This is a genomic window from Dyadobacter beijingensis DSM 21582, from assembly GCF_000382205.1.
Taxonomy (GTDB): domain Bacteria; phylum Bacteroidota; class Bacteroidia; order Cytophagales; family Spirosomataceae; genus Dyadobacter; species Dyadobacter beijingensis.
Window position 1 is genome coordinate 523,104 of record NZ_KB907788.1, and the last position, 26,413, is coordinate 549,516.

Here is a 26,413-nt window from a genome sequence, read left to right on the forward strand (position 1 = left end):
CGCCGTATTCAATTAATAATGAGCAAGGTAGCCAGGTATGTGACGAAGGCGTTCGCCCGCGCGATTTCGGGCTTTTTTTACCAATATCACCAAAATCGCGACGGTCGTCATTAATTTTTGACCGCAAGCGGGCCGTCCGTTTTATTTGCAGGATGTTGGCAATGGAAAGAATAACCGGCGCATCGACGCGCCGGAACGATACCTGGCTTTATGTCGGGCTGTTCTGCTGGATTTCGGTCGGGTTTACGATCGGCCGGGACGACTACTGGGGCGCGTACTTTCGGTCCCTGCTGGCTTTGGCGGTGTTGTGGTCGCCTGTGCTTGCGGTTACGTGGGTGCGTGAGGGGAGCGGGGAGGGGCGTTTCGCGGGGCGCAACCGCACGGCCTGGTTGGGGTGCTTTCTGGGGTATTTGCCGCTTTTGCTGATCGTTTCCGGGGCACTTATAAACCCGGATCGAATGATCTGGCCGGTGGTTTTCACCGGCGGGCTTTGTATTGCGACCCTGGAATGTGTGCTCGTGGCGGAGAGCCGGTATTTCGGGCGTTGGTATCAGGTAAAATGGGTGCGGAAACTGAGCCTGGAAAAGGCGGTACTGGTGAGCATTACCGGGCTTGCATTGCTGCTGGGTGCGATGGCAGTGTCGAGTCTCGATAATCCGGTGTACCATTCGGGCAAGCAGTTATTGATTGGTTTTGAGATACATATCTTCAAAGTCCTGAACCGCTTTCCCACATTTTTAAGCTATTCCCTGCAATTGCTGATCATGTACCTCGCCGGGTACTTTTTCTTTTATATCAACAGCCGCTGGCTCGTCCCGCGCATTTTGAAAGAGCGTGGTATATTGTACTATTTACTTTGTTCGGCGGCGCTTGTCGGTATTTTTTATCCATTCTGGGGGCAATTGCTGGCGAATTTGCCACTGAGCAAGGTGCTGGGCGGCGTGTTTTCTGCCAACCCTTTCGTGTCGGAGAATGCGTTCGGGGGCATATTGGTGCTGGCGATCAGCCTTCCGGTACTGCTGGCAATCCAATGGGCGAAGCAGAACAGCCTGATTGCCTCGTTGAAACACGAGAAATCCCAGGCGGAACTCGACCTGCTGAAACAGCAGCTGAACCCGCATTTCTTTTTCAATACCCTCAATAACCTTTACGCATTGAGCCTCCAACGCTCCGAGCATACGTCGGAGAGCATCTTGCAGCTTTCGGAACTGATGCGGTATGTCATTTACAAAGCCAAAGAACCGCTTGTGACAATGGAAGACGAGGTTAAATACCTGCGAGACTATCTTCAATTGCAGAAGATCAGGCTGAAAAGGAACCTGGACCTGCAATTTGAGGAAGAAATCGAGGATGGCACGATCCTGATCGCCCCGCTGCTGCTGATCGTATTCGTCGAGAATGCATTCAAGCACGGCGTGGAAAATGCGGAAAGTGACGCATTCCTGAGCATTAGCCTCAAAGCCGACCGGCATTCCGTGCGTTTTACCTGCGAAAATTCATTCGAACCTGCGCCGGACGCGCATACCGGCATTGGATTGACTAATTTGCGAAAACGGCTGGCATTGCTCTATCCCGCAAAGCACCGGGTAACCACCAGTGCCGGGAGCGGAGTGTTTGTTGCCACCCTGGAAATCGATCTGCTATGAAATTACGCTGTCTGATAGTCGACGACGAGCCGTTGGCCCATCATGTGATCCTGAGGTACCTGGAAGATATTCCGTTCCTGGAAAATGCCGGACAATGCTACCTCGCCACGGAAGCATTCGCATTTCTGAACCATCACGCCGTAGACCTCATTTTCCTGGATATCCGTATGCCAAAGCTCAGCGGGCTCGATTTCCTGCGTACGCTCAACCAGCGCCCGCTCGTCGTGATCACGTCCGCTTACGAGGAACACGCGCTGGAAAGTTTCGAGCTAGAAGTGGTCGATTATCTGCTGAAACCGTTCCGATTTGACCGGTTCCTGAAAGCCGCCAACCGCGCATTGGAGCAACATACCTTGCGCCGTCAGGCGGTAGCCGCACCTGGGCCGGCCGTGATGCCGCAGGAGCCGGAGCCATTGTATATCAAATCGGACAAAAAGCTGGTCCAGATGCAGCTCGACGAGGTGTATTACCTTGAAAGTCTTGGTAATTACGTAAAAGTGTGGGGCCGCGACCAGTTCCTGCTCACGCAACGTACCCTGGGAAGTTTTGAAGAGCAGCTGCCGGCCGAGGCGTTCATCCGGATACACAAATCTTTTATATTGAATAAAAAATTCGTGCATTACATCGAAGGCAATGTGATCCGGATGCGCAACGGAAAGGCGCTCCCGCTCGGTAAAACGTTTAAGCACGTCATCAAACTGTTTCCGGGCTGATCCTTGAAATTTTACCGCTGGCTGGATATATTTGTCGATACACGAATCGATAGACGCCACCCACGTACCATCATGAATTCACTCGATTACTTACGCGACGAGATCAGAACCTATTATCCTGAATCGAAAGAGCTGCTACTTTCGTCGGCATTCGACGGTCTGCCGCGGTATAACTTTTACTTTGAAATAGCTCCCGGCCAGCGCCATCTGCTATACCTGAACTGGGACGGTGACATCGATGGCTTTACATTGAAATGCCTCGAATTCCCGGATGCAGCATTATTGAAAGAACTTGCAGACGCTTACACGGATAAGGGCTCCAAAATGTTCAACATCGGTCGGCCCATCGCTACGCTCTCGTTTCTATACCACGAGAACGACCGTCTCAGCGTCCGCAGCTACCACGGAAAAGCCCACCTCGACTCCCGCGAAATATCCGGCAGAAAAATGATGTACGCGGTGAACCCGTTCGAGTGAGCAAATGCCCAGGGAGCACTCACAATTTCCGAAGTGACTGTTAACAATTGTTAAAGACCGGGCGGACGGTCTTCAGGGCGGTGTCACTCCGGGAATTCCATTTCCGTTTCGGAGAAATGGCAGAGGCCGTCCAGGAGTTCGCTGAGTTTGGAACCGGTTTCGGACAGCGAGTATTCGACGCGGCTGGGTACTTCGCGGAAATTGTCGTTTCGGATGATCAGCTTGTGCTGTTCGAGCAGTTTCAGGCGGTCCGCTAAAATGTTGTCGCTGATGTGTTTGAGGTCTTCTTTCAGCGTCGAAAAGCGGTTGTTGCCTTCCTCAATGCTGAACATCACTTCGGTCAGCCACCGTTTGCTAAGCAGGTTGATCAGTTCGTTCAACGTACATTTTTCTTCCAGGAACGTCTGATTGTAATAATTTGTCGAGGTCAGTTTTCTCATAGTGTTCGGCTCATTTTTACGGGAGTTACTCACAATTTACGGAGATAACAAGGGCTTGTCAACGGGAGGTTGTTGTCGGCAACCACCCATTTGATGTACATTCTGTATTATTTTAATAAAAAAGATAAAAATAGTGGGGTATATATGCGCAACATGAGTCTCATTTAGAAAAAGTGACAGCTACCACGAGATGAGACCACGCATTACTCCTGATGAAGCTCAGAAACTTTGGACCGAATACCAGTCGGGCGATATGTACGCGCTGGCGCACATCATGCAAGGCTACTATTCCGATTTGTTTCACTGGGGCGTTCGCCTGCACGGCGAGCGGGAGTTTGTGAAGGACTGCATTCAGGACATGTTCGTGAACCTTTGGAAAATGCAGCAGTCGGCCGCTGCGAACGGTGCGGGACCTGCCGGTGGAGTCGCTAATGTGCGCTCGTACCTGCTTGTGTCGCTGAAAACACGGATTCTGCGCGAATTGTCGAAAAAACATGTGACCCACCAGTCGATGCTGTCGGACGAATATTCATTTTCCGTCGAATTCTCCTCGGACCTGCGGCTGATCGACGAAGAGCATGAGATATACCAGGTCCGCAAACTGGAATGCGTGCTGAACAGCCTGTCGGAGCGGCAGAAGGAGCTCATTTACCTCCGTTTTTACCAGAGCCTGAGCTTCGAGCAGATTGCCGAAGTGATGAACCTCAGCAGGCAATCGGTTTACAACCTTTTACAAAAATCACTCGGGAGCCTCCGCAAGCATTACCAGCCGAGTTCCTGATCCGCATACCGCATGAGCGTATAGTGTATAGCGTAACAAAACTAAAACCGGAATGAAGCCTTACGAATCGTATACTTTGGAGGATTTCCTGGAAGATGAAAGTTTCAGGAAATGGGTACAGGGCCGGGGCAAGGAGGAAATGCGCTGGCTTTCTTTCCCGGAGAGATACCCCGGCCAGCGTGAGGCATTCCGGCAGGCGGAAGCCCTGATCCGCGCCGCGAATGTGGACGAAGACCGGATATCCGAAAAGGAAATACGCACTGAGGTAGAGCGGTTTATCGAGTCTGCGGATCGCGGCCCGACCGGTCGCGGCCCGACCGAAAACCCGGCGACGCATTTGCTGGTAGGATTTGCGGATGATGATGAGGCTGAAACGGGCCGGCGTATTTTTTGGAAAAGATGGCTGCTGGCGGCGGCGGCCATGCTGGTGCTGGGAGCCGGGATCGGGTGGTATTACTATGAGGAATATGGCGTAACAACAGTTGCCGCCGTCGCCGACAACAGCCCGGCTGATCTGGTAACCACGCGGAATGATAGTGGTAATCCATTGAACATCAATCTTTCCGACGGCTCCGAAGTGACGCTTAGCCCGGAGAGCAGCTTACGGTATCCTGCCGAGTTCGAAGAAGGTGCGCGGACGGTATACCTGACCGGCGAGGCATTGTTTTCGGTCAAAAAACAGGGGCAAACATTCATGGTCCACACCGGCACGGTGGTGACCAAAGTGCTCGGTACCCGCTTTGTCGTGAGCGCATTCGATAACGACCGAAATATCACTGTGCAGGTGAAAACGGGCAAAGTATCGGTGTATGTCGATAAACCTTCGGAAAAGGAGGTGAAGGGCCTCATTATCACGGCCAATCAGGCGGCGGTTTTTGAGAAAAGTGCTAACCAGCTCTCGAAAACGGTGGTCGAAAATCCCGAAAAACTGCCGGATGGCCCCGTTGAAAGCATATTGAAATACGATGAAGTACCGCTGCCGGTCATATTGAGGGATATCGAAAAATCGTACGGCATCCCCGTCCAGTTCGACGCCGACAGCTTTTGGACCTGCAAAATTACGGTGGCTTTCTCCGACGAAAGCATGTATGACAAACTGAGCATTCTCTGCAAAACTGTTTCGGCCGGTTACGAGATCGTCGACGGACAGATCGTCGTCAGCGGCCAGGGTTGCAGTAAATGAAAATGGCAGCGGAAACCGCTGCCATTCAGGTCGGATCACGAGCGGCCACTCGCCAAAGTTACACGCTCGGAATCTGCAAGTTCCCGGTTAAAAGAACCCTTTAAACCCTGTTCAAAAGTATGAAAAAACGCATTACCAGAAAATTCTGGCTGAAACTTATGAGGTTTTCGATCACACAGAGTTTGGTCATGGCGTTGCTCGCGGGCGTGGCGTATGCACACACGGGCACTGCGCAGGAGTACCTGAACCGGCGGCTGTCGGTACAGGCGGAGAACCGTGAAATCAAACGGGTGCTGGCACATATCGAAAAGGAAACGGACGTGCAGTTCGTGTACAGCTCCAACGTCCTCGAAACATCGCGGAAAGTGACGATCAAGGCCGTGAACAACACTTTGGAAGAGGTGCTCTTTAAATTGTTAAAACCCTTGAAGATCAAATACGAATTATCCGGGAGAAAAATCATATTATCCTCCGGTGAGTTGCCGGGTGCGGATAATGGCCTTTTGGTACCGGAAAACAACCTGCTGAACCTCTCACCGAAGAAAAGCCTTTCGGGAAAGGTGACCGACGAGAAAGGCGCCGCATTGCCGGGCGTGAATATCATCGTAAAAGGCACCCAGCGCGGTACGACAACCAACGCCGACGGCTCATTTGTGATCGAATTACAGGAAGGCGACGGCGCGTTGCTTTTCAGTTTTGTAGGGTACCAGTCCAAAGAGGTGATTTTGGGTAATCAGACGAGCCTTGTGGTGTCGCTCATGCCGGAAAGCAAGGCGTTGGAAGAGGTCGTTGTAACGGCACTGGGCATTAAGAAAGCGGCTAAAAGTCTGGGTTATGCCACTGCCAGCGTGCCTACGGAGGAAATGACGGTCAACCGCACGGCCAATTTTATGAATGCACTGCAGGGCAAAATGGCGGGCGTGAACATTACCTCCCTTGGCTCGGGGCCAGCCGGTACGAGCAAGATCCGCATCCGTGGCCAATCGTCTTTCGGCGGGAATAACTCGCCTTTGATTGTCGTCAATGGCGTGCCGATCGATAATTCCAACTTCGGTGCGCGGGGCGATGCGGCGGACAAGGGCGCGAACCGCACGTCCGACAGCGGCGACGGGCTGAGCAGCATTAATCCAGACAATATCGAGTCGATGACGGTACTGAAAGGCGCTGCGGCATCGGCATTGTACGGCTCCCGGGCGAAAGACGGGGTGATTATGATTACGACCAAAACGCGCGGCGCGGGGATCGGCATCGGCATTGAGTTCAATTCCAATTTTACGACGGAAACACCACTCGATTATACGGATTATCAATACGAATACGGCCAGGGCGAGAACGGCAAGCGGCCTGTCACGCCCAACCCGACGTCGGGGCAATGGAGCTTCGGTGAGAAGTTCGAGCCGGGTATGACACAGATCCTTTTCGACGGTGTGGAAGTGCCTTATGTGCCCCAGCGGCATCAGATCACCGATTATTACCGGAAAGGCAGCACGTTTACGAATACCATTACCGTGTCGTCGGGCGGGGAGTTCGGCGGTTTCAGCCTGTCGCTTTCGAACCTCGACAACAAGACCATCCTGCCGGGCTCTGGTTACCACCGCAAGACGGTAAACCTGGGTTTTACCCAAACTATGGCCAAAAAGCTGACGATTTCGGGCAATATCAACTATTCCAACGAGGACCGCAAAAATCCGCCGAACATTGCCGAGCAGGATTACAGCCCGGTAGTGCTCTACAACATGGCTAACTCCATGCCGCTCGATCTGCTCGAAAAGTACGCAACCGATGCGAACGGCAATGAATATGTGTGGTCGCGCTTCACGAACCGCACCAATCCGTATTTCGCATTGAAACGGTTCGAGAATGTCGAGAAGGACCGTGTTTTCGGGAACCTTTCGGTCCGGTATAGCTTCACCGACTGGCTTTACGCGCAGGTGCGCGTGGGGCAGGATTACTTCTCGCGCGAGCAGGATTATAACCTGCCTACCGGTAGCCAGCGGCAAGCGGCAGCGCCCCAGGGGTTTGTGAATGGACAATATGTGCAGGACACGCGCTCCGTCCGCGAGCTGAATACCGATTTCCTGATCTCGGCTAACAAAAGTTTCGGACGCATTGGCCTGAATATCAATGCGGGCGGCAACCAGATGTATCGCAAGCTGAGCCGGCACAATGTGTTCGTGCAGGACTTTTACGTGCGCGACCTGTACACGATCGGGAACGGCCGCCAGCGCGACGCTACCTATGAGTTTTCCAAGCGGCAGGTCAATTCGTTGTACGGCGCGGCGGAGATTTCCTACAACGACTTCCTGTTTCTGAACGGTACCATCCGCAACGACTGGTTCTCGACCCTTTCGCCGGCAAACCGGAGCATTATCTATCCTTCCGTGACGGCCAGTTTCGTGTTTTCGCAGGCATTCACCGCGGCGCTGCCTTCGTGGATTTCGTTTGGCAAAGTACGCGTGGCCTATGCCGAAGTGGGTAGCGATACGGATGTGCAGCCTTACGCCAATAATTTGTTTTACAACATTAACGCCCAGCAATTTCCCAATCCGGGTGGTGCCGGGCAGCCGCTGGCTACGATCAACGGCTCCACCGTGCCGAATGCGAACCTTCGCCCGATGCGGGTTTCTGAAAAAGAGGTGGGTTTGGAGTTGAAACTGTTTGAAAACAGGCTGGGCCTCGATTTTACCTATTACGATAAACTCTCGTCCGATCAGATCCTCCAAGCGCAGACTTCCGACGCGTCCGGTTATCTCACGCAGCTGATCAATGTCGGCAAAGGCCGCAACCGCGGGCTCGAAATGATGGTGAATGTAGCACCTTACCAAACCAAAAACTTCGTCTGGAACCTGAATTTCAATGCAGCCTATAATGTAACGAAAACGCTCGACCTCGGCAGCCATGTAAGTGACGCCATGATAACCGTCGGTACGGGCGATTTTACGGGTGAGCTGCGGCAGGTAGTCGGTAAATCGATGGGCCAGCTCTACGGCTTCGGGTACCTGCGCGATGCCCAGGGCAGGCAGGTTTTCGATGCCGGGAATGGCCGGCCGCTGCGCACACCGACGCAGATCGCATTCGGGAGCGCGTTGCCGAAGTGGGTAGGGGGCATTACGAACAGTTTCAATTACAAAAACTTCTCCGCCTCGGTCCTCATCGATTTCAAGCTCGGGCACAAGATGATTTCGGGTACTAACCACAATGCCTGGCGGCATGGGTTGCTCAAAGAAACGCTTCCCGGCCGTGCGGAGGGGTTTGTGATCGGCGACGGCGTGAACCCGAACGGCGAGGTGAACCAGACAAAATCGGTGGTGCAGGCCTATTATGAAACCGTTCGCTCGCAGAATATCGCCGAACAGTTTGTTTACAATGCCGGATTGTGGCAATTGCGACAGATCACGTTCGGCTACGACTTCGCCCGCTTTTTACCCAAAAACATCCCGTTTATCAAAGGTGCGCGGCTGAGCATTGTCTCCAACAATGTAGCGGTCCTCAAAAAGTGGGTGCCGACGATCCACCCCGACCAGTTCGGGTTTCCGTCCGACAACCTCATCGGCCTGGAAGCAACCGGGCTGCCCATTACCCGCAGTACGGGATTTAACCTTAACCTGAAATTTTAAGCCTGTCGACTATGAAAAAGGCCATTCAAATATGGATCAGCGCGATTTGCATGACGGCCATGCAAGCCTGCGACAGCGGTTTTGATAAAATGAATATCAACCCCATTGCATTGACTGCCGTAGACCCTGCCTATCAGCTCAATACGACAATCGTAAACAGCGCGCCGGTGTACGGTAATCTGAGCTACGAGACCACGATAGTCAAACAGATGATCACGCCGTTCAGCGGGCAGGGTTCGGCGGCGAACTTTAACCAGGATAACCGGGGCGTGACGTCGGGTAACTGGAATACCTATTACCGTACGATTATCAAGGAGCTGGCGGATGTGGCCGCCAAAACGAAGGACGATGCCGCCCGTACGAACTTGTACAATATGGCGCGGATCTGGAAAGCCTATGCGTTCATGGTGCTGACCGACACCTACGGCAACATTCCTTACACGGAGGCCGGCTCGGGCTTCCTGACGGGTGACACGGCGCCCGCTTACGACAACCAGGAGGCGATTTACAACGACATCCTGTCTGAGCTTGAAGCAGCTTCTAAGGCATTGGACGGGGCCAAACCCATTGTGGCGAGCGACGTCTTATACAGTGGTGATGTTTCAAAATGGCGGAAACTGGGCAATTCGCTGCTGCTTCGTGCTGCCATGCGCGTTGCGAAGATCAATCCGGCGAAGGCGGCTGAATATGTGGCTAAGGCGGTTGCAGGAGGGCTGATGGCCTCGAACAACGACAATGCGGTGATCCGCCACACGGCTAGTTTTACCAATCCGGTGGGTAGTTCGCTCAACGGCGGCCAGTCGGCATTCTACTACCTGGACGATGAATTTGTGACCTACCTCGCTACCAACAACGACCCGCGCCTGGCGTCCATCGCCGTGCGCTACGTGGGGGCGCAAAGCGGGGCGGATCAGGTGGAGGCGAAGGCCAACCGGTCGGTAGCGGTGCAGATCGGAATGCCGCAGGGTTACGACAATACGACGATCAGCGCCGACGTGGCTGCCAAGAAACTGGCGAGCCTGTGGGATTACAGCCAGCTCGACCGGACCCGCATGGCGGCATTGACGGCCCCCAGTTTCCTCGTCACCTACGCGCAAACGCAGCTGCTCCTGGCCGAGGCGGTATTCCGCAAATGGACAACCGGCGACGCGGCGGCGATGTACGCTGAGGGTATCAGGGCGCATATGCAGCAGTTTTTAATGTACGGCGCGGCCACGGCGATCGGCGACGCGGCGATCAGCGCGTACGTGAACGCGCACCCATTGCACGCGGGCAAGGAGCTGGAAGAGATCAATACGCAATACTGGGTGGCATCCTTCCTGGTCGGGCCGGAGGCATTTGCCAACTTCCGCCGCAGCGGTTTCCCGGTTTTGAAACCCAATCCGTACCCAGGCAGCGATCTTAAAACCGAGCCATTTATCCGTCGGCTTACCTACACCGATGCCGAACTGAACGTAAACCACGACAACGTGCAGAAGGCGATCGCCCTACAAGGCCCGGACCTGCTCGACACGCGTGTGTGGTGGGACAAAAAATAGCATTGTATCAACCGATTTTTGAATGAAAAACCTGAAAAAAAGACTGCAAAACGGGGAAACCCTGCACGGCTGCTGGCTCAATACCGGCAGCTCGCTCACGGCGGAGATCGTAGGACTGGCCGGCTTCGACTGGGTATTGATAGACCTGGAACACGGCGCCGGCTCGGAAAAGGACGTGCTCTACCAGTTGCAGGCGCTCGAACATACGCCTACGGCCGCGATCGTACGTGTGGAGAGTTCGGAAAGCCAGCGCATTCACCGCGTGCTCGATATGGGTGCGGAAGGGGTAATGTGTCCTAAAATCCTGAACCCGGAGGGGGCGCAAAAGCTCGTGCAGGGCCTGCATTACCCGCCGTTCGGAGGGCGCGGCGTAGCCAAAATGGTACGCGCGACGGGTTTCGGTCAGCATTTTCAGGAATATTATGAAAACAGCCGGGCCAGTATCCTGGGCATCGCGCAGATTGAAACGGTGGAGGTGCTCAACCACCTCGACGCCGTGGCGCATACCGACGGCGTGGATGTCCTCTTTATCGGCCCGGCAGACCTTTCGATGGAGCTCGGCATTTTCGGGCAGTTCGATCACCCCACATTCCGGGAAGCCGTTCGCGAAACGTGCGAGGCCGCACGAAAAGCCGGAAAGGCCGTGGGTATCCTGTTTTTTAACACCCGGGAATACACCGCCTACCATGAGCTGGGCATCCGGTTTATCGCCTGCGGCTCCGACGCCACTTTTGTAGCCGAAGGCGCCCGCACGATGGCCAAAAAGCTGAACGAACTCCGTCCAACAATCTAAATCCCACCATTCATGACTTTAATGACCGTTCTGTTCAGCGACCCGCTCTTTATTCTCCTTATCGGGGTGATTATCGTGGTAGGAGGCATTATTTTCCTGCAACTGCACCCTTTTCTGGCGCTTATCCTGGCGGCTTTCGTGGTGGCGTTGCTCACGCCGGCCGCGTCCATCGAGGCGTTCGCGATCGCGAAAGGGTCTTCGCCCGAAGCAGCGGCCGCATTGGCAAAAAAGAGCATCGGCGAGCGCATTGCCACGGAATTCGGCAGTACCTGCGGGAAAATCGGTATCCTCATTGCAATGGCCGCGATCATCGGGAAAAGTATGCTCGAAAGCGGCGCGGCAGAGCGCATCGTACGATCGATGCTGGCGGTGACAGGCGTGAACAATGCCCCGTTCGCATTCCTGGTAAGCAGCTTTTTCCTGGGTGTGCCCGTGTTTTTCGACATTGTTATTTTCCTCATGATCCCGCTCGCGAAAGCCGTCAGCATGCGCATCGGCAAAAATTACCTGCTGCTCGTGCTCGCGATAACCGGCGGTGCGGCTATGGCCAATTCGTTTGTTCCGCCCGCGCCGGGACCCTTGTTTCTGATAGGTGAAATGAATATTCCCATCGGTATGATGATGGCCGGCGGCACATTGCTGGGGCTCGTCACGATCACCGCCGGTTTCATTTTCGCGAAATGGGCGAACGCTAAATGGCCGGTAGAGCTCCGCGACTCGCTGGATGCGCGCCTGGACGATATCCGCTCCCTCGCCGAAAAGGCCGATAAAGACCTGCCTCCGCTATGGTTTTCGCTGCTGCCCGTGACTTTTCCCCTGGTATTCATTTGCCTGGATAACATCCTGAAGTCGATGATCAAGTCAGGCGCATTTGTCCCGGAATCGACCGTGGCGCGTTTCCTGGTAGACCTGATTGCCTTGATCGGCGACAAAAACATCGCGCTCGTAGGCGGCGGCCTGATCGCCCTGGTCCTGCTGGCGGTTACGAAAAAGGGCAGTAAGGACGGTATTTCGGCATTCGTGCAGGCTGCACTGATGAGTGGGGGAGGCATTATCCTCATCACCGCGGCCGGCGGGTCGTTCGGAGGCATTTTACAGCAAACGGGCATCAGTTCACGCATTGCGGCCCTCACCGCCGATTACCAGATGACGCTCATCCCGCTCGCGTTCGTGATCAGCGCGGTGGTGCGCACGGCGCAGGGCTCGGCCACGGTGGCGCTCATTACGGCGTCCGGCATTCTGTCGGGTATGGCCACGAGCGCCCATTTGGAGTACCACCCGCTATACCTCGGCCTCGCCATCGGGTGCGGCTCCAAGCTCGTGCCCTGGATGAACGACGCCGGGTTCTGGATCATCGTCAAGATCAGCAACCTCACCGAAAAGGAGGCATTGAAAACATTTTCGCCCATGCTCGTGGTGATGGGGTGCGTGGGTCTGATTGTCCTGATGATCGCGGCGCGGGTATTTCCTTTGGTTTAATAATTTCAAAAACAGCGTGTTGTTATCATGGAGAAAATCGGTTTTATCGGGCTTGGTATCATGGGTAAGCCTATGGCGCTCAATTTGTTGAAAGCCGGCTTCCCGGTGGGTGTGCTGGCTGGCAGCCAGGCATCCGGCGCATTGCGGGAAGCCGGTGCGGATGTATGGCCGGACGCGGCGGCGCTGGCAGCCGGCAGTGATATGGTGATTACCATGCTTCCCGACTCGCCGCAGGTAGAGGAAGTGGTAAATGGCGGCGTGCTGGCAGGCATTCGCGCGGGAAGTTTATTCATAGATATGTCCACGATAGCGCCGCTCGTCGCCCGGAAACTTTACGAAACCATGCAGGAAAAGGGCGTCGAAGCGCTGGATGCGCCCGTTTCGGGCGGACAGGTGGGAGCGGAGGGGGCCACCTTGTCCATTATGGTGGGCGGCAATGCGGCAGCATTCGGGCGGGCGCTGCCGGTTTTTCAGGCTATGGGTAAAAACATCGTCCATATCGGCGAGCCCGGTGCCGGACAGACGACGAAAGCCTGTAACCAGATGATCGTCGGGCAGACGATCCAGGCAGTGGCGGAAGCATTTACATTAGCCGTGAATGCAGGTGTCGATCTTGTCAAAATGCGGGAAGTATTGCTCGGCGGATTCGCCCAAAGCCGTATTCTCGACCTGCACGGCCAGCGGATGATCGATGGCAATTTTAAGCCCGGTTTTAAAATTAAACTACACCAAAAAGACCTGAACATTGCCCTGCAAACGGGCCGGCAGCTGAACCTGACGCTGCCAGGTACCGAAACGGCCGCCCGGCAAATGCAAACCGCCGCCGCGCAGGGGAATGCGGAACTCGACCACAGCGCCTTGTTCCTGGCCATGAAGAAATAAAGGTTCCGATATTTCACCTTAACCGATTCAGATCATGAAAAGACACCAGTTTGTGAAAGTGCTCGCCACCGGCTCGGTAGGAGCGGCGGTACTGGGCGAAAACGAGGCATCGGCGAAGCCCGCCGCTGCCGAACCGAAAAAGGTATTGATGAAAGTAGGCTGCCAGTCGGGCGGCACGACGGTCGAAAACCTGGAATTCAAGGCCCGCCACGGCGTTTATAACATCGATGGCGGCGCGCCGAAGGTCATTGAAGGCAAAGGCTGGGACCTGGACGATTCCATGCGCAAGCGCGAAGCGTGCGAGAAGTACGGCATTGCATTGGACGCCTACCACTGGCCGCTGGCATCGTCGGGTATCGATAAAGCCATTTTTCCGAATGTAATGCTGGGGAAAAGCCCGCAGCGCGACCGCGAGATCGAGCAGTTACAGCAGATGATCATGGTCGCGGGCAAAACGGGCGTGCCGCTTTTGAACTACAACACAACCATTTTACCCGTCCTGCGTACCGGCCGCACGACTGACCCGAAACGTGGCAATGCGACGTACAGCACGTGGAATTACGAAGAAGCATTGAAACAAAATCATCCCAAAACCATCGCCGGCGACGTCAATATCGACATGATGTTCGAGCGCATTACCTACCTGCTCGATCGCTGCCTGCCCGTGGCCAAAGAATACAAGGTGAAGCTCGGCAACCACATCGCCGATCCGCCGACGCCCGTCGGTTACCGGGGCATTACGCGGTGGAACAGTCCCGACGTGTTCGCGGGCATCAAACGGTTTGCGCAGCTGTACGACAGCCCGTGGCATGGCTTCAACTTCTGCATCGGCTCCATCGCCGAAGGGTTGAAAGACCCGAAAACCGAAATTTTGCCGATTATTAAATGGGTAGGAGCGCGCAAACAGATCTTTAATATCCATTTACGGAACATCAAGGGCGGCTGGAACAATTTCCAGGAAGTGTATCCCGACAACGGCGACATGAACTTCCTGCAATGCGTACGAGCCCTGCGCGACGTCGGCTTCGACGGCATGGTCATGCCCGACCACGTCCCGCACCACGAGGCGCCCGGCTCGACGAACGAGGCATTTGCATTCAGTTACGGGTATATCAAAGGGCTCATTCAGGCCGCTTCGGACGAGGCGGGGGCGTAGGGTAGGGAGGGCGGTAGCGCGTCTCGTGTATTGACCGCCGACGGCCGACCACTGACGACCGACGGCTGACCACCGACGGCCGACCGCCGACCGCCGATGGTCCGCGGTCAGGAATATCAATCAAACAATCGTAAACGCCCATCGGCGGTCGGTCGTCGGCCGTCGGCGGTCATTCAAAATCAGTACCGATGCCCAAAATCCAGGAAATCCACATTACCCCCATTGCCATTAGCGATCCGCCGCTGCTGAATGCTGCCGGCCTGCACGCGCCTTATGCGCTTCGTACGGTTGTTGAAATCGTGACCGACGACCGCATTTCCGGCATCAGCGAAATTCCCGGCAACAGCGATATCGACGCCGCACTGGAAGAGGCGAAAGCCCTGCTGCTAGGCCGGGATGTGTTCAATCTGAATGTGATCCGCGAAGTGTTGACGGGGCATTTCGGAGCGGAATCGGCGGCGGCGCGGGGTGATGCGCCCTGGGACCAGCGAAAACTGGTGCATATTTTCAGCGCGGTGGAAGTAGCTTGCCTGGATATTATCGGCAAGGTAACCGGCCGGCCGGTGGTGGATTTACTGGGTGGTAAAATGCGGGATAGGGTGCCGTTTTCGGCCTATTTGTTTTATAAATATGAAGGAGCAGGAGGCCCGCTGGGGTTCGGTACCGATCCGGGCGCCACTGGCTGGGCGGCCGGGCGACAAGCCGCGGCGCTGGACCCGGACAGCATCGTCGGACAGGCACGAGCGATGTGTCAAGAATTTGGTTTTCAGTCTATTAAATTGAAAGGCGGGGTTTTTGAGCCGCGTGTGGAAGTGGACTCGATGCTGGCGCTGCATAAGGCATTCGGCCCGAATGTGCCGCTGCGCGTGGACCCGAATGCGATTTGGGAAGTGGAAACGGCCATCCGTTACGGCCGCGAACTGAAAGGCATTCTCGAATACCTCGAAGATCCCGTGCGCGGCCAGGAGAACATGGCCATCGTGCGAAGGGAACTGGGCATTCCGCTGGCTACCAACATGTGTACCACGTCGTTCGGCGATATCCCCCGCAGCATCAAACTCGGTTCGGAGGACATTATCCTCAGCGACCACCATTTCTGGGGCGGCCTGCGCGCTTCGATGACGCTATCGGGCATTTGCGAAACCTTCGGCCGAGGACTGTCCATGCATTCCAACAGCCATTTGGGCATCTCGCTGGCCGCGATGGTGCATTTGGGCGCTGCATTGCCGTCGGTGCCTTACGCGCTCGACACCCATTACCCGTGGCAGAGCGACGAGGTGATCGTCGGCGGCCGCATGCAATTCGACGAAGGCAGTGTAGCCGTGCCCACCGGCCCCGGCCTGGGCGTGGAACTGGATCGGGCGGCATTGCAGAAACTGCATGAAAGCTACCTCGTCTGCGGATTGAAAAAGCGCGACGACGAGATAGAAATGCAGAAAAAAGTGCCCGGCTGGAAATTCAAAGCCGTTCGTTGGTAATCAGTATTTAGCCATCATCGTGTCGAATACCTGCCGCTGCTGCTTCAACGCCCCGATTTTATCGTCGGGGTTGGTGTGGCATTCTAGCAGTACCCAGCCTTTGTAATCCATTTTGGCCAGATTATCAATGAGTTCGGGGTAGGGATAATCGGTGCGGTCGAGCTCGCGTACATGGCATGTATCACCGAAATATTTCTTGACGAGGTCGAAATTGGATTGAAAACCTTCTCCGTTCAGGTCCTGTTTGTTGCAATTCCAGCAGATTTTGGCATTGCGGTGATCGGCGTAGTCCATGATTTTGCGGATGTTGGGCAGTTCCTGCGTTTCTTCGCCGTGTACTTCCAATCGCAGTTGCTGGCCGAAGTCGGCGGCATAAGCGGCCAATCCGCGCAAAGCAATGCCTATTTGTTCCAAAGTCTTCTCGGCAGGCACTTCTTTGTGCAATGCATTGGGCTTCACCTTCACGCCCGTGCCGCCCACATCCGCGCTGAGGCGTATAAATTCCTTGGTACGCTCGATTGACGCGTTGAGTTTTTCCCGGTCGGGATAATCGTACTGCTGGTTCGTCCCAAGTCCCACGATCTTGACGGAACTGTCGGCAAACTGCTTTTTGACCTCTTTCCGCTGCTCAGCCGTTAGGTCGGGCATAACCTTATGTGCGTGCTCGACGCGCAATTCCACGCCCGTGATCTTCGTGTCGGACAGGTTTTTAATGAGGGTCGGCAGGTCCCATTCCTTTCCCCAGAGGTAAGTCACAAACCCGAGCTGCATTTTGGGCTTTTTCAGAAATAGCGATTCTGCCTTTGCGAAATCGGTCAGGAGTGCTGCGCCAGCGGCGGCGGCGCAATGTTGGAGGAACGTCTTTCGGTCGATATGGATCATGGGCCGGCCTGGATTGGTCTGGTTACAATCGCTTTAAGCCGGCCCGGGAAGATTTCTACCGTTTCGCGGCTTGTTCGATGAGAAAATCGAGTGCGGGTTGTTCCGTGAGCGGCCCCGCTTTCATTTCTTCGCCGATCAGCATCATTTGCGGCGCATTTGCATTGAATGCGGGCCATTGCGGCATTCCGGTGCCATTCGGATTACCTGTTTTGATAAAATTCACCCAAAAGGTCGACATCAGGTTAGCAATCTGATCGTCTGTCCCATCCAGCGGTCGCAGCGATCGATCGATGAAGCGGAGGTTGTCGTACGCATAAGCCACCTCGCCGGTGTGGAACGCGCCATAACTGGCGTATATGCCCGTCGCAGGCAGTTTACGGGTGAACCGGTAGAGGTAGGCGGCTTTGTTCTGCTGCGCCTGAGCGACCGCCCAGGAGTAATTCTGTACGCCGTAACTCATATCCCGCGCCAACTCGTTTTGCGAATGCGCGGCCTGGGCGTCGGTTTGAGCAGGGTAATGCTGGAAAAATGTCTGCGCAATAGGGCCGTATTGCTGATTGTATTGGGCCTGAAATTCGGTGGCACTTTTCGGTTTGGCTACGGCATTCTCGTTCTGGTTCCAGCCGGTAAGCAAAGCGACAGAGTTCTGTTTCCCAGCCTGATAAATGGCGCTGACAGATTCCGGCAGCACCAGGCCATCGACGATCGGGCCGCGGTAGGAGGTAATGTTCTTTAATATCTCGTCCGCGGGCAGCTTCCGCAGTGCCGCCAGTGATTTCGCGCCCAGCTTTTCGCCAGCTTGTAAACCGGCCTCTTCGGCTTGTTTCAATGTAGGGTAGTTTCTCCCGAAGCCCGCCCCGCTTTCCGCGATCGCCTTATTGAACAATCCTTTGGCCTGCGGGCTCACCACCAGGCAGTTGACGCTCATCGAACCCGCAGATTGTCCGGCGATCGTCACATTCTCCGGGTCACCGCCGAACTGCGCGATGTTTTTCTTCACCCATTTCAATGCGGCGACCTGGTCCATTAAACCGTAATTGCCGGAGGCGTTTTTACCGGATTCCTTGGTCAGCTCGGGGTGCGCAAAAAAGCCGAATGCGCCCACGCGATAATTGATACTCACAAAAACGACGCCCTTTTTGGCCGTAGCTTCGCCGTCGTAAATGGCACATCCCGCGCCCCCACTCACAAAGCCGCCGCCGTAAATCCACACGACAACGGGTTTTTTCGCAGCCGTTTTGCCGCTGCTTTCCGTCCAGACGTTCAGGTAAAGGCAATCTTCGCCGATGGGCGTTTTCGGGATCAGGAACTCCGCGCTCCACATGCTGAACGGTACCGGTTCTCCCTGCACAGGGCTCGGTCCGAATTTATCGCAGGCGAGCACGCCGCTCCATTTCTTTACGGGCTGAGGGGCTTTCCAGCGCAGATCGCCCACCGGCGGGGCCGCGAAAGGAATGCCTTTGTAAATATGCACCCGGTTGTCGGGGCTGTTAATGCCGGATATCTTCCCGCCTTCGACACGGAGCGTATCGGCGGCGAGCGTGACAGCATGCAAGCAGGTGAGAACGCCCGCCAGAAGCAGGCAATGAAGGGAAAATGCACGTAAATTCATTGGAAATGCTGATAATCGTTTCAAGCGCAAGTTCGGCTTTATTTTTGACATGCTTGCTTTCCTGCTCCCGGATTGCCATTCCTGCATTAACCCCATGTCCTTCGATTTTTGCAGCGACCGCTACCACCTGGCGATGCTTCCGAAGTCGCGGAGCGGCTACACGCGCCTTTTCTCGGGCAGGCTTGAAACGGCGCATGGCACCAGCGCCCCGGCTATGGCGGCGGATCTTCAACAAAAAAGGCTGCCCAATGGAACGGGCAGCCTTTTTCAAGCGTGTGTAATGATCAGGATTTAGGAATAGTCAGCGTTATGCGTCGAAAAGAAGGGGGAAAAATTGTCCCTTCAATTTCTCTCCTTTCGGGATTACCGGTACGCCGTCCAGCAGGACGCCATCGGTGTCCGAAGTGGTACCATCGGCAAAAACGTTAAGCACGAATGCACGCCGCGAGCGTTCGGAGCGGTTTTCGTACGATCCATGCACCATCAACGGGTGGTGGAAAGTGCCGTGTCCGCGCTTCATTTCAATGGGTATGGGTTTGAATTCCGCTTTTTGTTCTTCGGTTAAATATTGCATGAGCCCTTCCATGTCGCCGGCCAGCTCGGGTTTGTCGAGCAGCCCCCAGCGGTGACTTTTTGGAACATAGTAAAGGCATCCATTTTCGATCAGTGAATCGTCAAGGCCGGTCCAGCAGGTCAGGTGCTGCATGGGTACCGAGCGCGTCCAGTAAGAGTAATCCTGGTGCCAGGCGACCACGCCGCCGTGACGTGCGGGTTTGCAGAAAAGCTGGTCGTGCCAGAAGCGCACGGGCTTGTTTCCGAGCAATTGGCTGGCGGCCATCACAAATGCCGGGTTCCACAGCACATCATGGAAGCCTTCCGTCACGCGCCATGCGCCCAAAGCATGCAACAGAACGGCATTCGGGTCGGCCGACTCGTTGGAATGGAACTCGTAATATAAATGATGACCGGGGTGCGAAGGATCGGTGTTAACGGCCAGTTCCTCGTTCAGGGCATCTACCTGCCAGTCTTCCAGCAGCTTAATGTCCGACAAATAGCCGTATTCATGGAAAAACGCCACTTGCTCATCGCTCAGGCGATATTGCTCCCATTCCGCCCGGGTGGAAGGCTGTTTGAAAAGGTCGGATATCAGCTCGTGATAACGGGAAAGGTCGCGGGTTGCTACTTCCATAATGTCTGCTTCGGAATTAGTTTCAGTAGCACAAATATGAGCGATGGCAGGACTTGAAGAGGTTGCTGATTTTGATCAATAAGTACACTATTTTGTATCTTGTAAAATCAATACATTTGCTTTTTTATCTAAATAAGGTATAAATATCCACCCAGAGACTGTGAAAGCACAATTTGAAGCATTTCAGCCGCTACCTGAATCGTCGTTCCGGATTTTCGGTTACGAGGTGAAAGAGTTCGACGCCCCCTGGCATTACCACCCGGAATATGAGCTGACGATCATTCTGCAAAGCGTGGGAATCCGGTATGTGGGCAATAGCATGGAAAGTTTCGAAGCGGGCGACCTGGTGCTGCTGGGGCCTAACCTGCCACATTGCTGGAAAAACACGCAGGACAATGTCGTGGCGGCCAGTTCCATCGTGGTGCAGTGGCCGGAGGCGTTTATAGGTAATGGTTGGCTGGATGCGGAGGAATTCAAATCCATCCGGCGGCTGCTGCAAATGGCGGGGCAGGGGATAAAGTTCAACCAGGATGCGGCGGCACGCGTGAAACCGATGCTGGAAGACATGCTCGAAATGCAGCCTTTCGCCCGCCTGATCAAATTCCTGGAAGTGCTGGAAATGCTGGCCGGCATAAAAAACATCCATTTCCTTTGCGAGCAGGGCTTTGCTTACCCGCTGAATTACGAAGACAACCAGCGGATCAATACCGTTTACAACTACATTCGCGAGCATTACGCGGAACGCATCACACTCGCCGCGCTGTCCGCGCTCGTCCATATGAGCGAGGAAGCATTCTCGCGGTTTTTCAGTCGCACGATGCAAAAGCCCCTTTTCACTTTCCTGAATGAATACCGTATTAACATGGCGACGAAAATGTTAATCGAAACGGATATGCAGGTTGCCGAGATCAGTTTTGCGTGCGGTTACGACAGTCCGCCCTTCTTTTTCAGGCAGTTCCGCAAGTTCGGCGGCATGACGCCGGCCGCCTATCGAAAACAATTCCGCGCGACGGAAACCGAAGGATAATTGGTGTTTTGATTGTGGGTTAAAAATTTTGCCCGGAAAATAAGGCATATTTTCGGGTTATTAGTCAACCAGCTGGCTCAGAAACGGCTGGAAAGTCTGACCTGAAAATCGGCGGGCTACCGCGCCTTCGTAAACGTTTTACTCAACTTCGTATCAAAAGCGATATCCACTACCGGCCCGCCGGAAGCAGACTGGTCGAATTTCAATGTGCCGGTTAGGTGCTCGGGCGTGTCCGTCGTTAAGCTCAGGAACTCATTCTGTGCCGTGCCGGAATATTGGACGAGCTGGTTGTTCAGGCTGATCCAGTAGAGCAGGCGGGGAGCGGCGTCGAGGTCCACCTGGATGCCCTCAATATATTGATCCACACAATTCATAGCGGCGCACGACTTGATTTTGTCACCCAGCGGATGAGTCGTGAAGATGAGGCGACGGATTTTTTTACCGCTTTCGAAACCGTCCGGTCCGGCGATGAAGGAGGCGGATTGAATGTTTATGTCAAATGATTTGCTCCCCGTTTTATAGGCCAGTTTGCCTTTGCCCGCGTCCGAAATGGTATGGAACGAGAAGAAAAGACCAATGCAGCACGCCAGCAGCAAGCGGAGGTGTACCTTGCGGAAATGGTGAAGTGTTTTCATAAAGGGATAGTTACGGAACCGATGGAAAGAAGGGGTGTACAACTTTTGTAAAAGTTAATAAAAAACGCCTGCTTTTTTAGTGTACTATCTTGCCGTCGGCAGCGGGTTGACTGCCATCATTGGAGTTTTCCGAGTAAATACTTGAAAAAAAGTGCTTAGACGAGTAGTAAACTTTGGTGAAGTACCTGTAATCTGTATATCCATTTCCTAAATCAAACCATCACGTACATGGAAAAAAAGAATACCGTTCAAGATCAGCCTTCTTCTTCGCGAAGGGATTTCATTAAAGCAGCCGCAGGTACAGCCGCCGGACTGATGATCGTTCCCCGCCATGTGCTGGGCAAAGGGTACGTGGCGCCCAGCGACAAGCTGACTGTGGCAGGAGTAGGTGTGGGCGGAAAAGGAACGTCCGATATCGCCAATTTCTTCAAAAGCGGTAAGGCCAATATCGGGTACCTGTGCGATGTGGACGACAGACGTGCAGCCACCTCCGTTAAGAATTTCCCGCAGGCCAAATACTATAAAGACTGGCGGGAAATGTTTGAAAAAGAATCCAAAAATTTTGACGCCGTATCGGTTTCTACGCCCGATCATACACACGCAGTGGTAGCCATGGCTGCCATGCAGCTGGGCAAGCACGTATACGTGCAGAAGCCGATGACACACGATATCTGGGAGGCGCGTATGCTCACCGAAGCGGCCGCCAAGTACAAGGTAGTGACCCAAATGGGTAACCAGGGCTCGTCGGGCGACGGTGTGCGCCAGTTGCACGAGTGGCACGATGCCGGTATTATCGGCAATGTGCACACCGTCTACATTTGGACCAACCGGCCCATCTGGCCGCAAGGCATTCCCTGGCCGACCGACAAACCCGCCGTTCCCAAAGAACTGGACTGGAACCTCTGGCTCGGTACGGCACCATACAAAGACTACGTCGATAACCTGATCCCGGGCAGCTGGCGCGGCTGGTGGGATTACGGTACCGGTGCATTGGGCGACCTTGGTTGCCACCTCATGGAAGCGCCGTTCCGTATTCTAGATCTCAAATATGCATTGGATATGCAGGCGAGCGTCGGCAGCGTGTTCACGGCATTCGGTAAGCGCGGTATTTTCCCGGACAGCTGCCCGCCATCGAGCCATGCGACACTCACTTTCCCGAAAACATCCAAAACAAAAGGCCAGGTAACGATGCACTGGATGGACGGCGGGATCAAACCCGAGCGTCCCGAAGAGTTAGGCGCTAATGAGCTGTTCGGCGATGGTAACAGCGGTATCCTTTTCGTAGGTACCAAAGGCAAGATGATGGCCAGCGAATATGCCGCAAACCCGCGCCTGCTCCCGCTTTCACGCATGGAAGAGGTGAAGGTGAAGCAGAAATTCGCCCGTGTGCCGGGTTCGGCCGAGGGGCATTATGCGCAATGGGTTGAGGGCTGTATCGCCGGTTATGGTAAGATGGAGCTCAGCTCGTCGTTCGACAAGGCGGGGCCGCTTACCGAGGCGATCCTGATGGCGAACCTGGCGATCCGCGGTGCCGACATGCCGAAACCGCGCGCTACGGGTAACGGCTTCGACTATCCCGGCTCGAACCTGAAAATGTTGTGGGATGCCCAAAACATGAAAGTGACCAACTTCGACGAGGTGAACCAGTGGGTGAAACGCACCTACCGCGAAGGTTGGAGCCTGGGAGTTTAGAAATGAATAGATTGGTTATTATACTAAGCCCTCTTGTGCAAGCAGGAGGGCTTTTTTTGTCATAAGCGAAACAATTTCTTCGCATTATCGTGCAGTATTTTCCGCTCGATGGCTTTCGATGCGGCCAGTTTGCGGATCTCGGCGATCGTTTGAGCGCCCTGGCATTGCTCGCCGCTGCCGATATGGTCGTCGCAATCGCTGCCGTAGAGCAGCTTGTCCTGGTGCCGGTTCAAAAAAGATTTCGCATGTTCTTCGTCGCGGGTCATCGAGAGCAAGCCGGAACCGGCGGATAGGTCGCCGTACATATTGGGATAATCGCTCAGCAGGCGATCGGTGAGGCCGCCGGGCGTCACTTTGGTTTTGGGATACAAAATGCTTTGGTCCGAATGGCCTTTGTCGATATTCGCCCACCAGGTTTGTGCGTGGCCGATGAAATTCACTTTCGGATATTTTTCCAGCATTTTCGGAAAACGCTCGAAGTTGAAATTGAACATTTGGAACTGCCAATGCATGAGTACCGGCACATTGTAATCCTCCGCCAGCTTGTATATGTGCTGCATTTCCTTCGAATCGCAATCCAGCCCGAATTTCAGTTCGCCGATTACGCAGCCGCCTTTTTTCAGGTATTTTTCAATTTCCTGAACGGCGTCGGGCAGGTCGGGGACCTCGTTGGAACCGAAGGCGAATTCTTTTGGAAATTGTTGGGAAATTTGAAAACATGCTTCATTGCCAGTACATTGTGCCTGTAATCCATTGGTTTTGCCTCCATGCGTGGAAGTGCCGAATGCCGCTGTGCCCGCCGGCAGCAATATCGTTTGGGCAATGCCCATCGCCCGCTGGTGCGCAATGAGCACGGCGTCGGGCCTGGCGGCGTAATGCACGTGCTGGTGGATGTCGATGATCGGTTCCGGTTGGCTGGCCCCGGCAAAAGCGCCCGCCAGCAGCATCGCGCCGGTGCCTGCCAGGAATTCGCGTCGGTTAATATTTGGTTGCTGGCACATGGGGAATAGTTTATTTGGAGGCCAGCGAAGGCCGGCTGTGTTCAGGCAGGCGGTCGAGGCACGGCTTGATAACCTGCATGGCGTTTTCGGCCAGTATTTTCTTTTTTACTTCCAAAGGCAGAGTCGAGAAAACGAGCCAGCCGAGCTGCTGTCGCGGGTCGCGCATGGGCAGGTCGGAGCCGTAGAGCATACGGTTTTCGCCCGCGCCCGCTACCAGGTACTCGATCACCCCGAGCGGTACGGGTGTGAGCGTGATCTCGGCATACACATTAGGGTACTTTTTGATCGCCGCGATGGCCATATCGGCCATTTTGAAGCTTCCGCCGGCATGGGCGATGATCCAGCGGACGTCCGGGTAGCGTTTCGCCAACGTCTCCACTTCCAGCAAATCAGCGCGCGAGTTGTGGATCAAACCGTAAAATTTGTTTTGATTACCATATTCCCACCACGCATCATACACCGGATCGTGGTATTCGAAGCCGTAAAACTGGTAGGGTTTCATGCCGATGAACCGCTTGTCGGCGTACACGTCGGCGATCATTTTACGCAATTCATCCTGGCTGTAATGGCTCGGATCGAACGTGGCGAGGCCCCAATAGCCTTTCGGGGCCACATCCAGTGCTTCGGCGGTGCACGGATTGCCGGCAATGGCATTCTGGCTCACCACGCCGTTCCAACTCATAATGCCGCCGCCCTGGTAACCCAGCCGTTTGGCCATACCGAAAATGCCTTTGGGGCCACCATTTTCCATCCGGTAGGTCCAGCCGCCGCTGTCGAGGCCTTCGTGCAGCATGTGCATATGCATGTCGATCACGGACACAGGCAGCGGGGAGCCCGCGCGAATGGCGCGCATGAGGATGTCCTCGTTCTGGTTTTGGCGCAACGCAGGCTTTTGGGTTATTTTCAACAGGCGCATGAGGTTGCCGCCGGCTATTTTGGCGCGATCGGCGGCGGGAATGGCCGCGTAATCGATGTAGCTGCGGTGGGCGCCGGCCGACATGGTGGGGCTGTTGGAGGCAAAAATCAGCTGGTCGGTGCAGCCGGTGCGGTGCAGGTATTCGACACCCTCGTTGATCTGAAAATTATCGAAACTGATATGCAGGTTCTTGTATTGCTGCACCAATGGAAGCACATAGCGCTGCTCGTTCCAGAAGGCGCCCGTGAGCAGCAGCGGCAGGGTGGGATAGCGGATCAGAAACTCCTCCAAATCCTCCCACGCGCCCAGCTCCGGCGCGGTGGTAATGGTCAATATTTTATTTTTACTCAAATGCGCGAACAATGGCGTGCAATGCCGTGCTTTCCAGTCCCAGGCGTTGGTCTTCGGGTGAATCGTAACGGCGCGGACATTGTTCTCTGCCATCAGCCGGCCCAACCCGGTAGGGTCGGGGAACTCGCCCGTTTGGTGCGGCATCACATTCCAGACCGGGAACAAATGCGGGTAAGGTTTGATCAGCCGGTTCAATTCCAGGTTGGAATACATCAGATCGTAGTTCACCGACTGCGTGTAAGCCACCAAAGCCGCCGAAATCGAGCATTGGTCCATGTCTTTCAGCAGGTGTTCAAGCTTCCACTGCTCCGCCGGATGCTTGTATTTCCGCGGACCGATACGGGTAAATCCATCAAAAAAAAGCAGATTTTCCCCGGCAGCCCCGTTCAATGTATGGGCTTCGTCCTCCATAACTTCCAGGCGGCCGGCCCTGACCGTTTCCTGACCATCCCGGACTACCTCCTGAGACGCAAATCCCGGCAAAGCCCCAATGCCTACCCCCATCCATGCATTGGTTTTCAAAAATTTACGACGACTTAACGACTGTTTCTGCATAAAACCGGATCAAACTTGTGGTGCCCAATAAGTACAATGCCCGCCCGGATTGACCGGCCCTGTAAAAAGCAGGCAACCGCCGCATTCTTTACCTTCCTTCACGGGAATCCATAATTTACAGTTATCGCATTGGCTGTCCGGTAAGGGCGATTGGCTGGTATACCCGAGCGATTTGCGTTTCTGCACGTCGACCGGATCGACGCCCGTCAGGTCGCTGCACGGGTCGGCATTGGTACTGGTTGCGGTTTGTGCCGCAAGGGGCTTTTTACTACCGGCGCATTGCGCCAGCAGCATGCCGCCGAACGTGAATGCACCGGCTGAGAGGCATTTTTGCAGAAAAATCCGGCGTTTGGTGACGGTTTGCATACAG

23 protein-coding genes are annotated in these 26,413 nt (G+C 54.8%); 15 read left to right on the forward strand and 8 right to left on the reverse strand.

Going from position 1 to position 26,413, the window contains the following annotated elements:
- The first annotated feature begins 161 nt into the window (after positions 1-161).
- From H144_RS33340 to H144_RS0115705, 3 genes are all read left to right on the forward strand, one after another.
- Entirely contained in the window at positions 162-1,646 is a 1,485-nt protein-coding gene (locus H144_RS33340) for a sensor histidine kinase (protein ID WP_169409401.1), read from the forward strand.
- Positions 1,643-2,359, forward strand: a complete 717-nt coding sequence (locus H144_RS0115700; protein WP_019943038.1) for a LytR/AlgR family response regulator transcription factor — start codon at positions 1,643-1,645, stop codon at positions 2,357-2,359. Before H144_RS33340 ends, H144_RS0115700 begins: the two co-directional genes overlap by 4 nt.
- Before the next feature lie 72 nt (positions 2,360-2,431).
- A complete protein-coding gene (locus tag H144_RS0115705) occupies positions 2,432-2,836 on the forward strand; it encodes a hypothetical protein (RefSeq protein ID WP_157504756.1) in 405 nt (134 codons plus the stop codon).
- 83 nt (positions 2,837-2,919) lie between these two features.
- Here H144_RS0115705 and H144_RS0115710 read toward each other — a convergent pair whose 3' ends face one another.
- A complete protein-coding gene (locus H144_RS0115710; protein WP_019943040.1) occupies positions 2,920-3,276 on the reverse strand; it encodes a winged helix-turn-helix transcriptional regulator in 357 nt (118 codons plus the stop codon).
- A 190-nt stretch (positions 3,277-3,466) separates the two neighbouring features.
- Between H144_RS0115710 and H144_RS0115715 the strand changes: the two genes are divergently transcribed.
- The 9 genes from H144_RS0115715 to H144_RS0115755 all read left to right on the forward strand — a co-directional run bounded on the left by H144_RS0115715 (position 3,467) and on the right by H144_RS0115755 (position 16,183).
- A complete protein-coding gene (locus tag H144_RS0115715) occupies positions 3,467-4,057 on the forward strand; it encodes an RNA polymerase sigma factor (protein ID WP_026350729.1) in 591 nt (196 codons plus the stop codon).
- Positions 4,058-4,109: 52 nt separating this feature from the next.
- Positions 4,110-5,240: a FecR family protein gene (locus tag H144_RS0115720; RefSeq protein ID WP_019943042.1), complete on the forward strand. Its 1,131-nt coding sequence runs from the start codon at positions 4,110-4,112 to the stop codon at positions 5,238-5,240.
- Between the two features lie 119 nt (positions 5,241-5,359).
- Positions 5,360-8,857 carry a SusC/RagA family TonB-linked outer membrane protein gene (locus tag H144_RS0115725; RefSeq protein WP_019943043.1) on the forward strand — a complete coding sequence of 1,166 codons (3,498 nt, stop codon included), beginning with the start codon at positions 5,360-5,362 and terminating at the stop codon, positions 8,855-8,857.
- Between the two features lie 11 nt (positions 8,858-8,868).
- Positions 8,869-10,395 carry a SusD/RagB family nutrient-binding outer membrane lipoprotein gene (locus H144_RS0115730; protein WP_019943044.1) on the forward strand — a complete coding sequence of 509 codons (1,527 nt, stop codon included), beginning with the start codon at positions 8,869-8,871 and terminating at the stop codon, positions 10,393-10,395.
- Positions 10,396-10,417: 22 nt separating this feature from the next.
- Positions 10,418-11,188 (forward strand): HpcH/HpaI aldolase family protein, encoded by a 771-nt coding sequence (locus H144_RS0115735; RefSeq protein ID WP_019943045.1) that lies wholly within the window; start codon positions 10,418-10,420, stop codon positions 11,186-11,188.
- A 12-nt stretch (positions 11,189-11,200) separates the two neighbouring features.
- Entirely contained in the window at positions 11,201-12,667 is a 1,467-nt protein-coding gene (locus H144_RS0115740; RefSeq protein ID WP_188982597.1) for a GntP family permease, read from the forward strand.
- 27 nt (positions 12,668-12,694) lie between these two features.
- A complete protein-coding gene (locus H144_RS0115745; RefSeq protein WP_019943047.1) occupies positions 12,695-13,549 on the forward strand; it encodes an NAD(P)-dependent oxidoreductase in 855 nt (284 codons plus the stop codon).
- A 34-nt stretch (positions 13,550-13,583) separates the two neighbouring features.
- Positions 13,584-14,705: a mannonate dehydratase gene (locus H144_RS0115750; RefSeq protein ID WP_019943048.1), complete on the forward strand. Its 1,122-nt coding sequence runs from the start codon at positions 13,584-13,586 to the stop codon at positions 14,703-14,705.
- Between the two features lie 188 nt (positions 14,706-14,893).
- The gene (locus H144_RS0115755) at positions 14,894-16,183 is read left to right on the forward strand and encodes an enolase C-terminal domain-like protein (protein WP_019943049.1); all 1,290 of its coding nucleotides are present in this window, start codon (positions 14,894-14,896) and stop codon (positions 16,181-16,183) included.
- Here H144_RS0115755 and H144_RS0115760 read toward each other — a convergent pair whose 3' ends face one another.
- Entirely contained in the window at positions 16,184-17,065 is an 882-nt protein-coding gene (locus H144_RS0115760) for a sugar phosphate isomerase/epimerase family protein (protein ID WP_019943050.1), read from the reverse strand.
- A 55-nt stretch (positions 17,066-17,120) separates the two neighbouring features.
- A complete protein-coding gene (locus H144_RS0115765; protein WP_019943051.1) occupies positions 17,121-18,677 on the reverse strand; it encodes a carboxylesterase/lipase family protein in 1,557 nt (518 codons plus the stop codon).
- Positions 18,678-18,771: 94 nt separating this feature from the next.
- Between H144_RS0115765 and H144_RS0115770 the strand changes: the two genes are divergently transcribed.
- Complete coding sequence (locus H144_RS0115770; RefSeq protein WP_157504758.1) at positions 18,772-18,972, forward strand: hypothetical protein; 201 nt, start codon at positions 18,772-18,774, stop codon at positions 18,970-18,972.
- A 12-nt stretch (positions 18,973-18,984) separates the two neighbouring features.
- Here the strand turns inward: H144_RS0115770 and H144_RS0115775 are convergent, their stop codons facing one another.
- On the reverse strand, positions 18,985-19,866 hold the full coding sequence (locus H144_RS0115775; RefSeq protein ID WP_019943053.1) for a phytanoyl-CoA dioxygenase family protein: 882 nt from the start codon (positions 19,864-19,866) through the stop codon (positions 18,985-18,987).
- Positions 19,867-20,026: 160 nt separating this feature from the next.
- On the opposite strand from H144_RS0115775, the gene H144_RS0115780 reads away from it, so the two are divergent.
- Entirely contained in the window at positions 20,027-20,893 is an 867-nt protein-coding gene (locus H144_RS0115780; RefSeq protein WP_019943054.1) for a helix-turn-helix domain-containing protein, read from the forward strand.
- A 116-nt stretch (positions 20,894-21,009) separates the two neighbouring features.
- Here H144_RS0115780 and H144_RS0115785 read toward each other — a convergent pair whose 3' ends face one another.
- The gene (locus tag H144_RS0115785; RefSeq protein ID WP_019943055.1) at positions 21,010-21,528 is read right to left on the reverse strand and encodes a hypothetical protein; all 519 of its coding nucleotides are present in this window, start codon (positions 21,526-21,528) and stop codon (positions 21,010-21,012) included.
- A gap of 228 nt (positions 21,529-21,756) precedes the next feature.
- Between H144_RS0115785 and H144_RS0115790 the strand changes: the two genes are divergently transcribed.
- The gene (locus H144_RS0115790) at positions 21,757-23,220 is read left to right on the forward strand and encodes a Gfo/Idh/MocA family protein (protein ID WP_019943056.1); all 1,464 of its coding nucleotides are present in this window, start codon (positions 21,757-21,759) and stop codon (positions 23,218-23,220) included.
- 59 nt (positions 23,221-23,279) lie between these two features.
- Here the strand turns inward: H144_RS0115790 and H144_RS0115795 are convergent, their stop codons facing one another.
- From H144_RS0115795 to H144_RS0115805, 3 genes are read right to left on the reverse strand one after another with little or no spacing between them, the layout of a single operon-like run.
- A complete protein-coding gene (locus H144_RS0115795) occupies positions 23,280-24,221 on the reverse strand; it encodes an amidohydrolase family protein (protein WP_019943057.1) in 942 nt (313 codons plus the stop codon).
- Positions 24,222-24,231: 10 nt separating this feature from the next.
- Positions 24,232-26,010: an amidohydrolase family protein gene (locus H144_RS0115800; RefSeq protein ID WP_019943058.1), complete on the reverse strand. Its 1,779-nt coding sequence runs from the start codon at positions 26,008-26,010 to the stop codon at positions 24,232-24,234.
- A gap of 42 nt (positions 26,011-26,052) precedes the next feature.
- On the reverse strand, positions 26,053-26,409 hold the full coding sequence (locus tag H144_RS0115805) for a high-potential iron-sulfur protein (protein ID WP_019943059.1): 357 nt from the start codon (positions 26,407-26,409) through the stop codon (positions 26,053-26,055).
- Positions 26,410-26,413 lie beyond the last annotated feature (4 nt).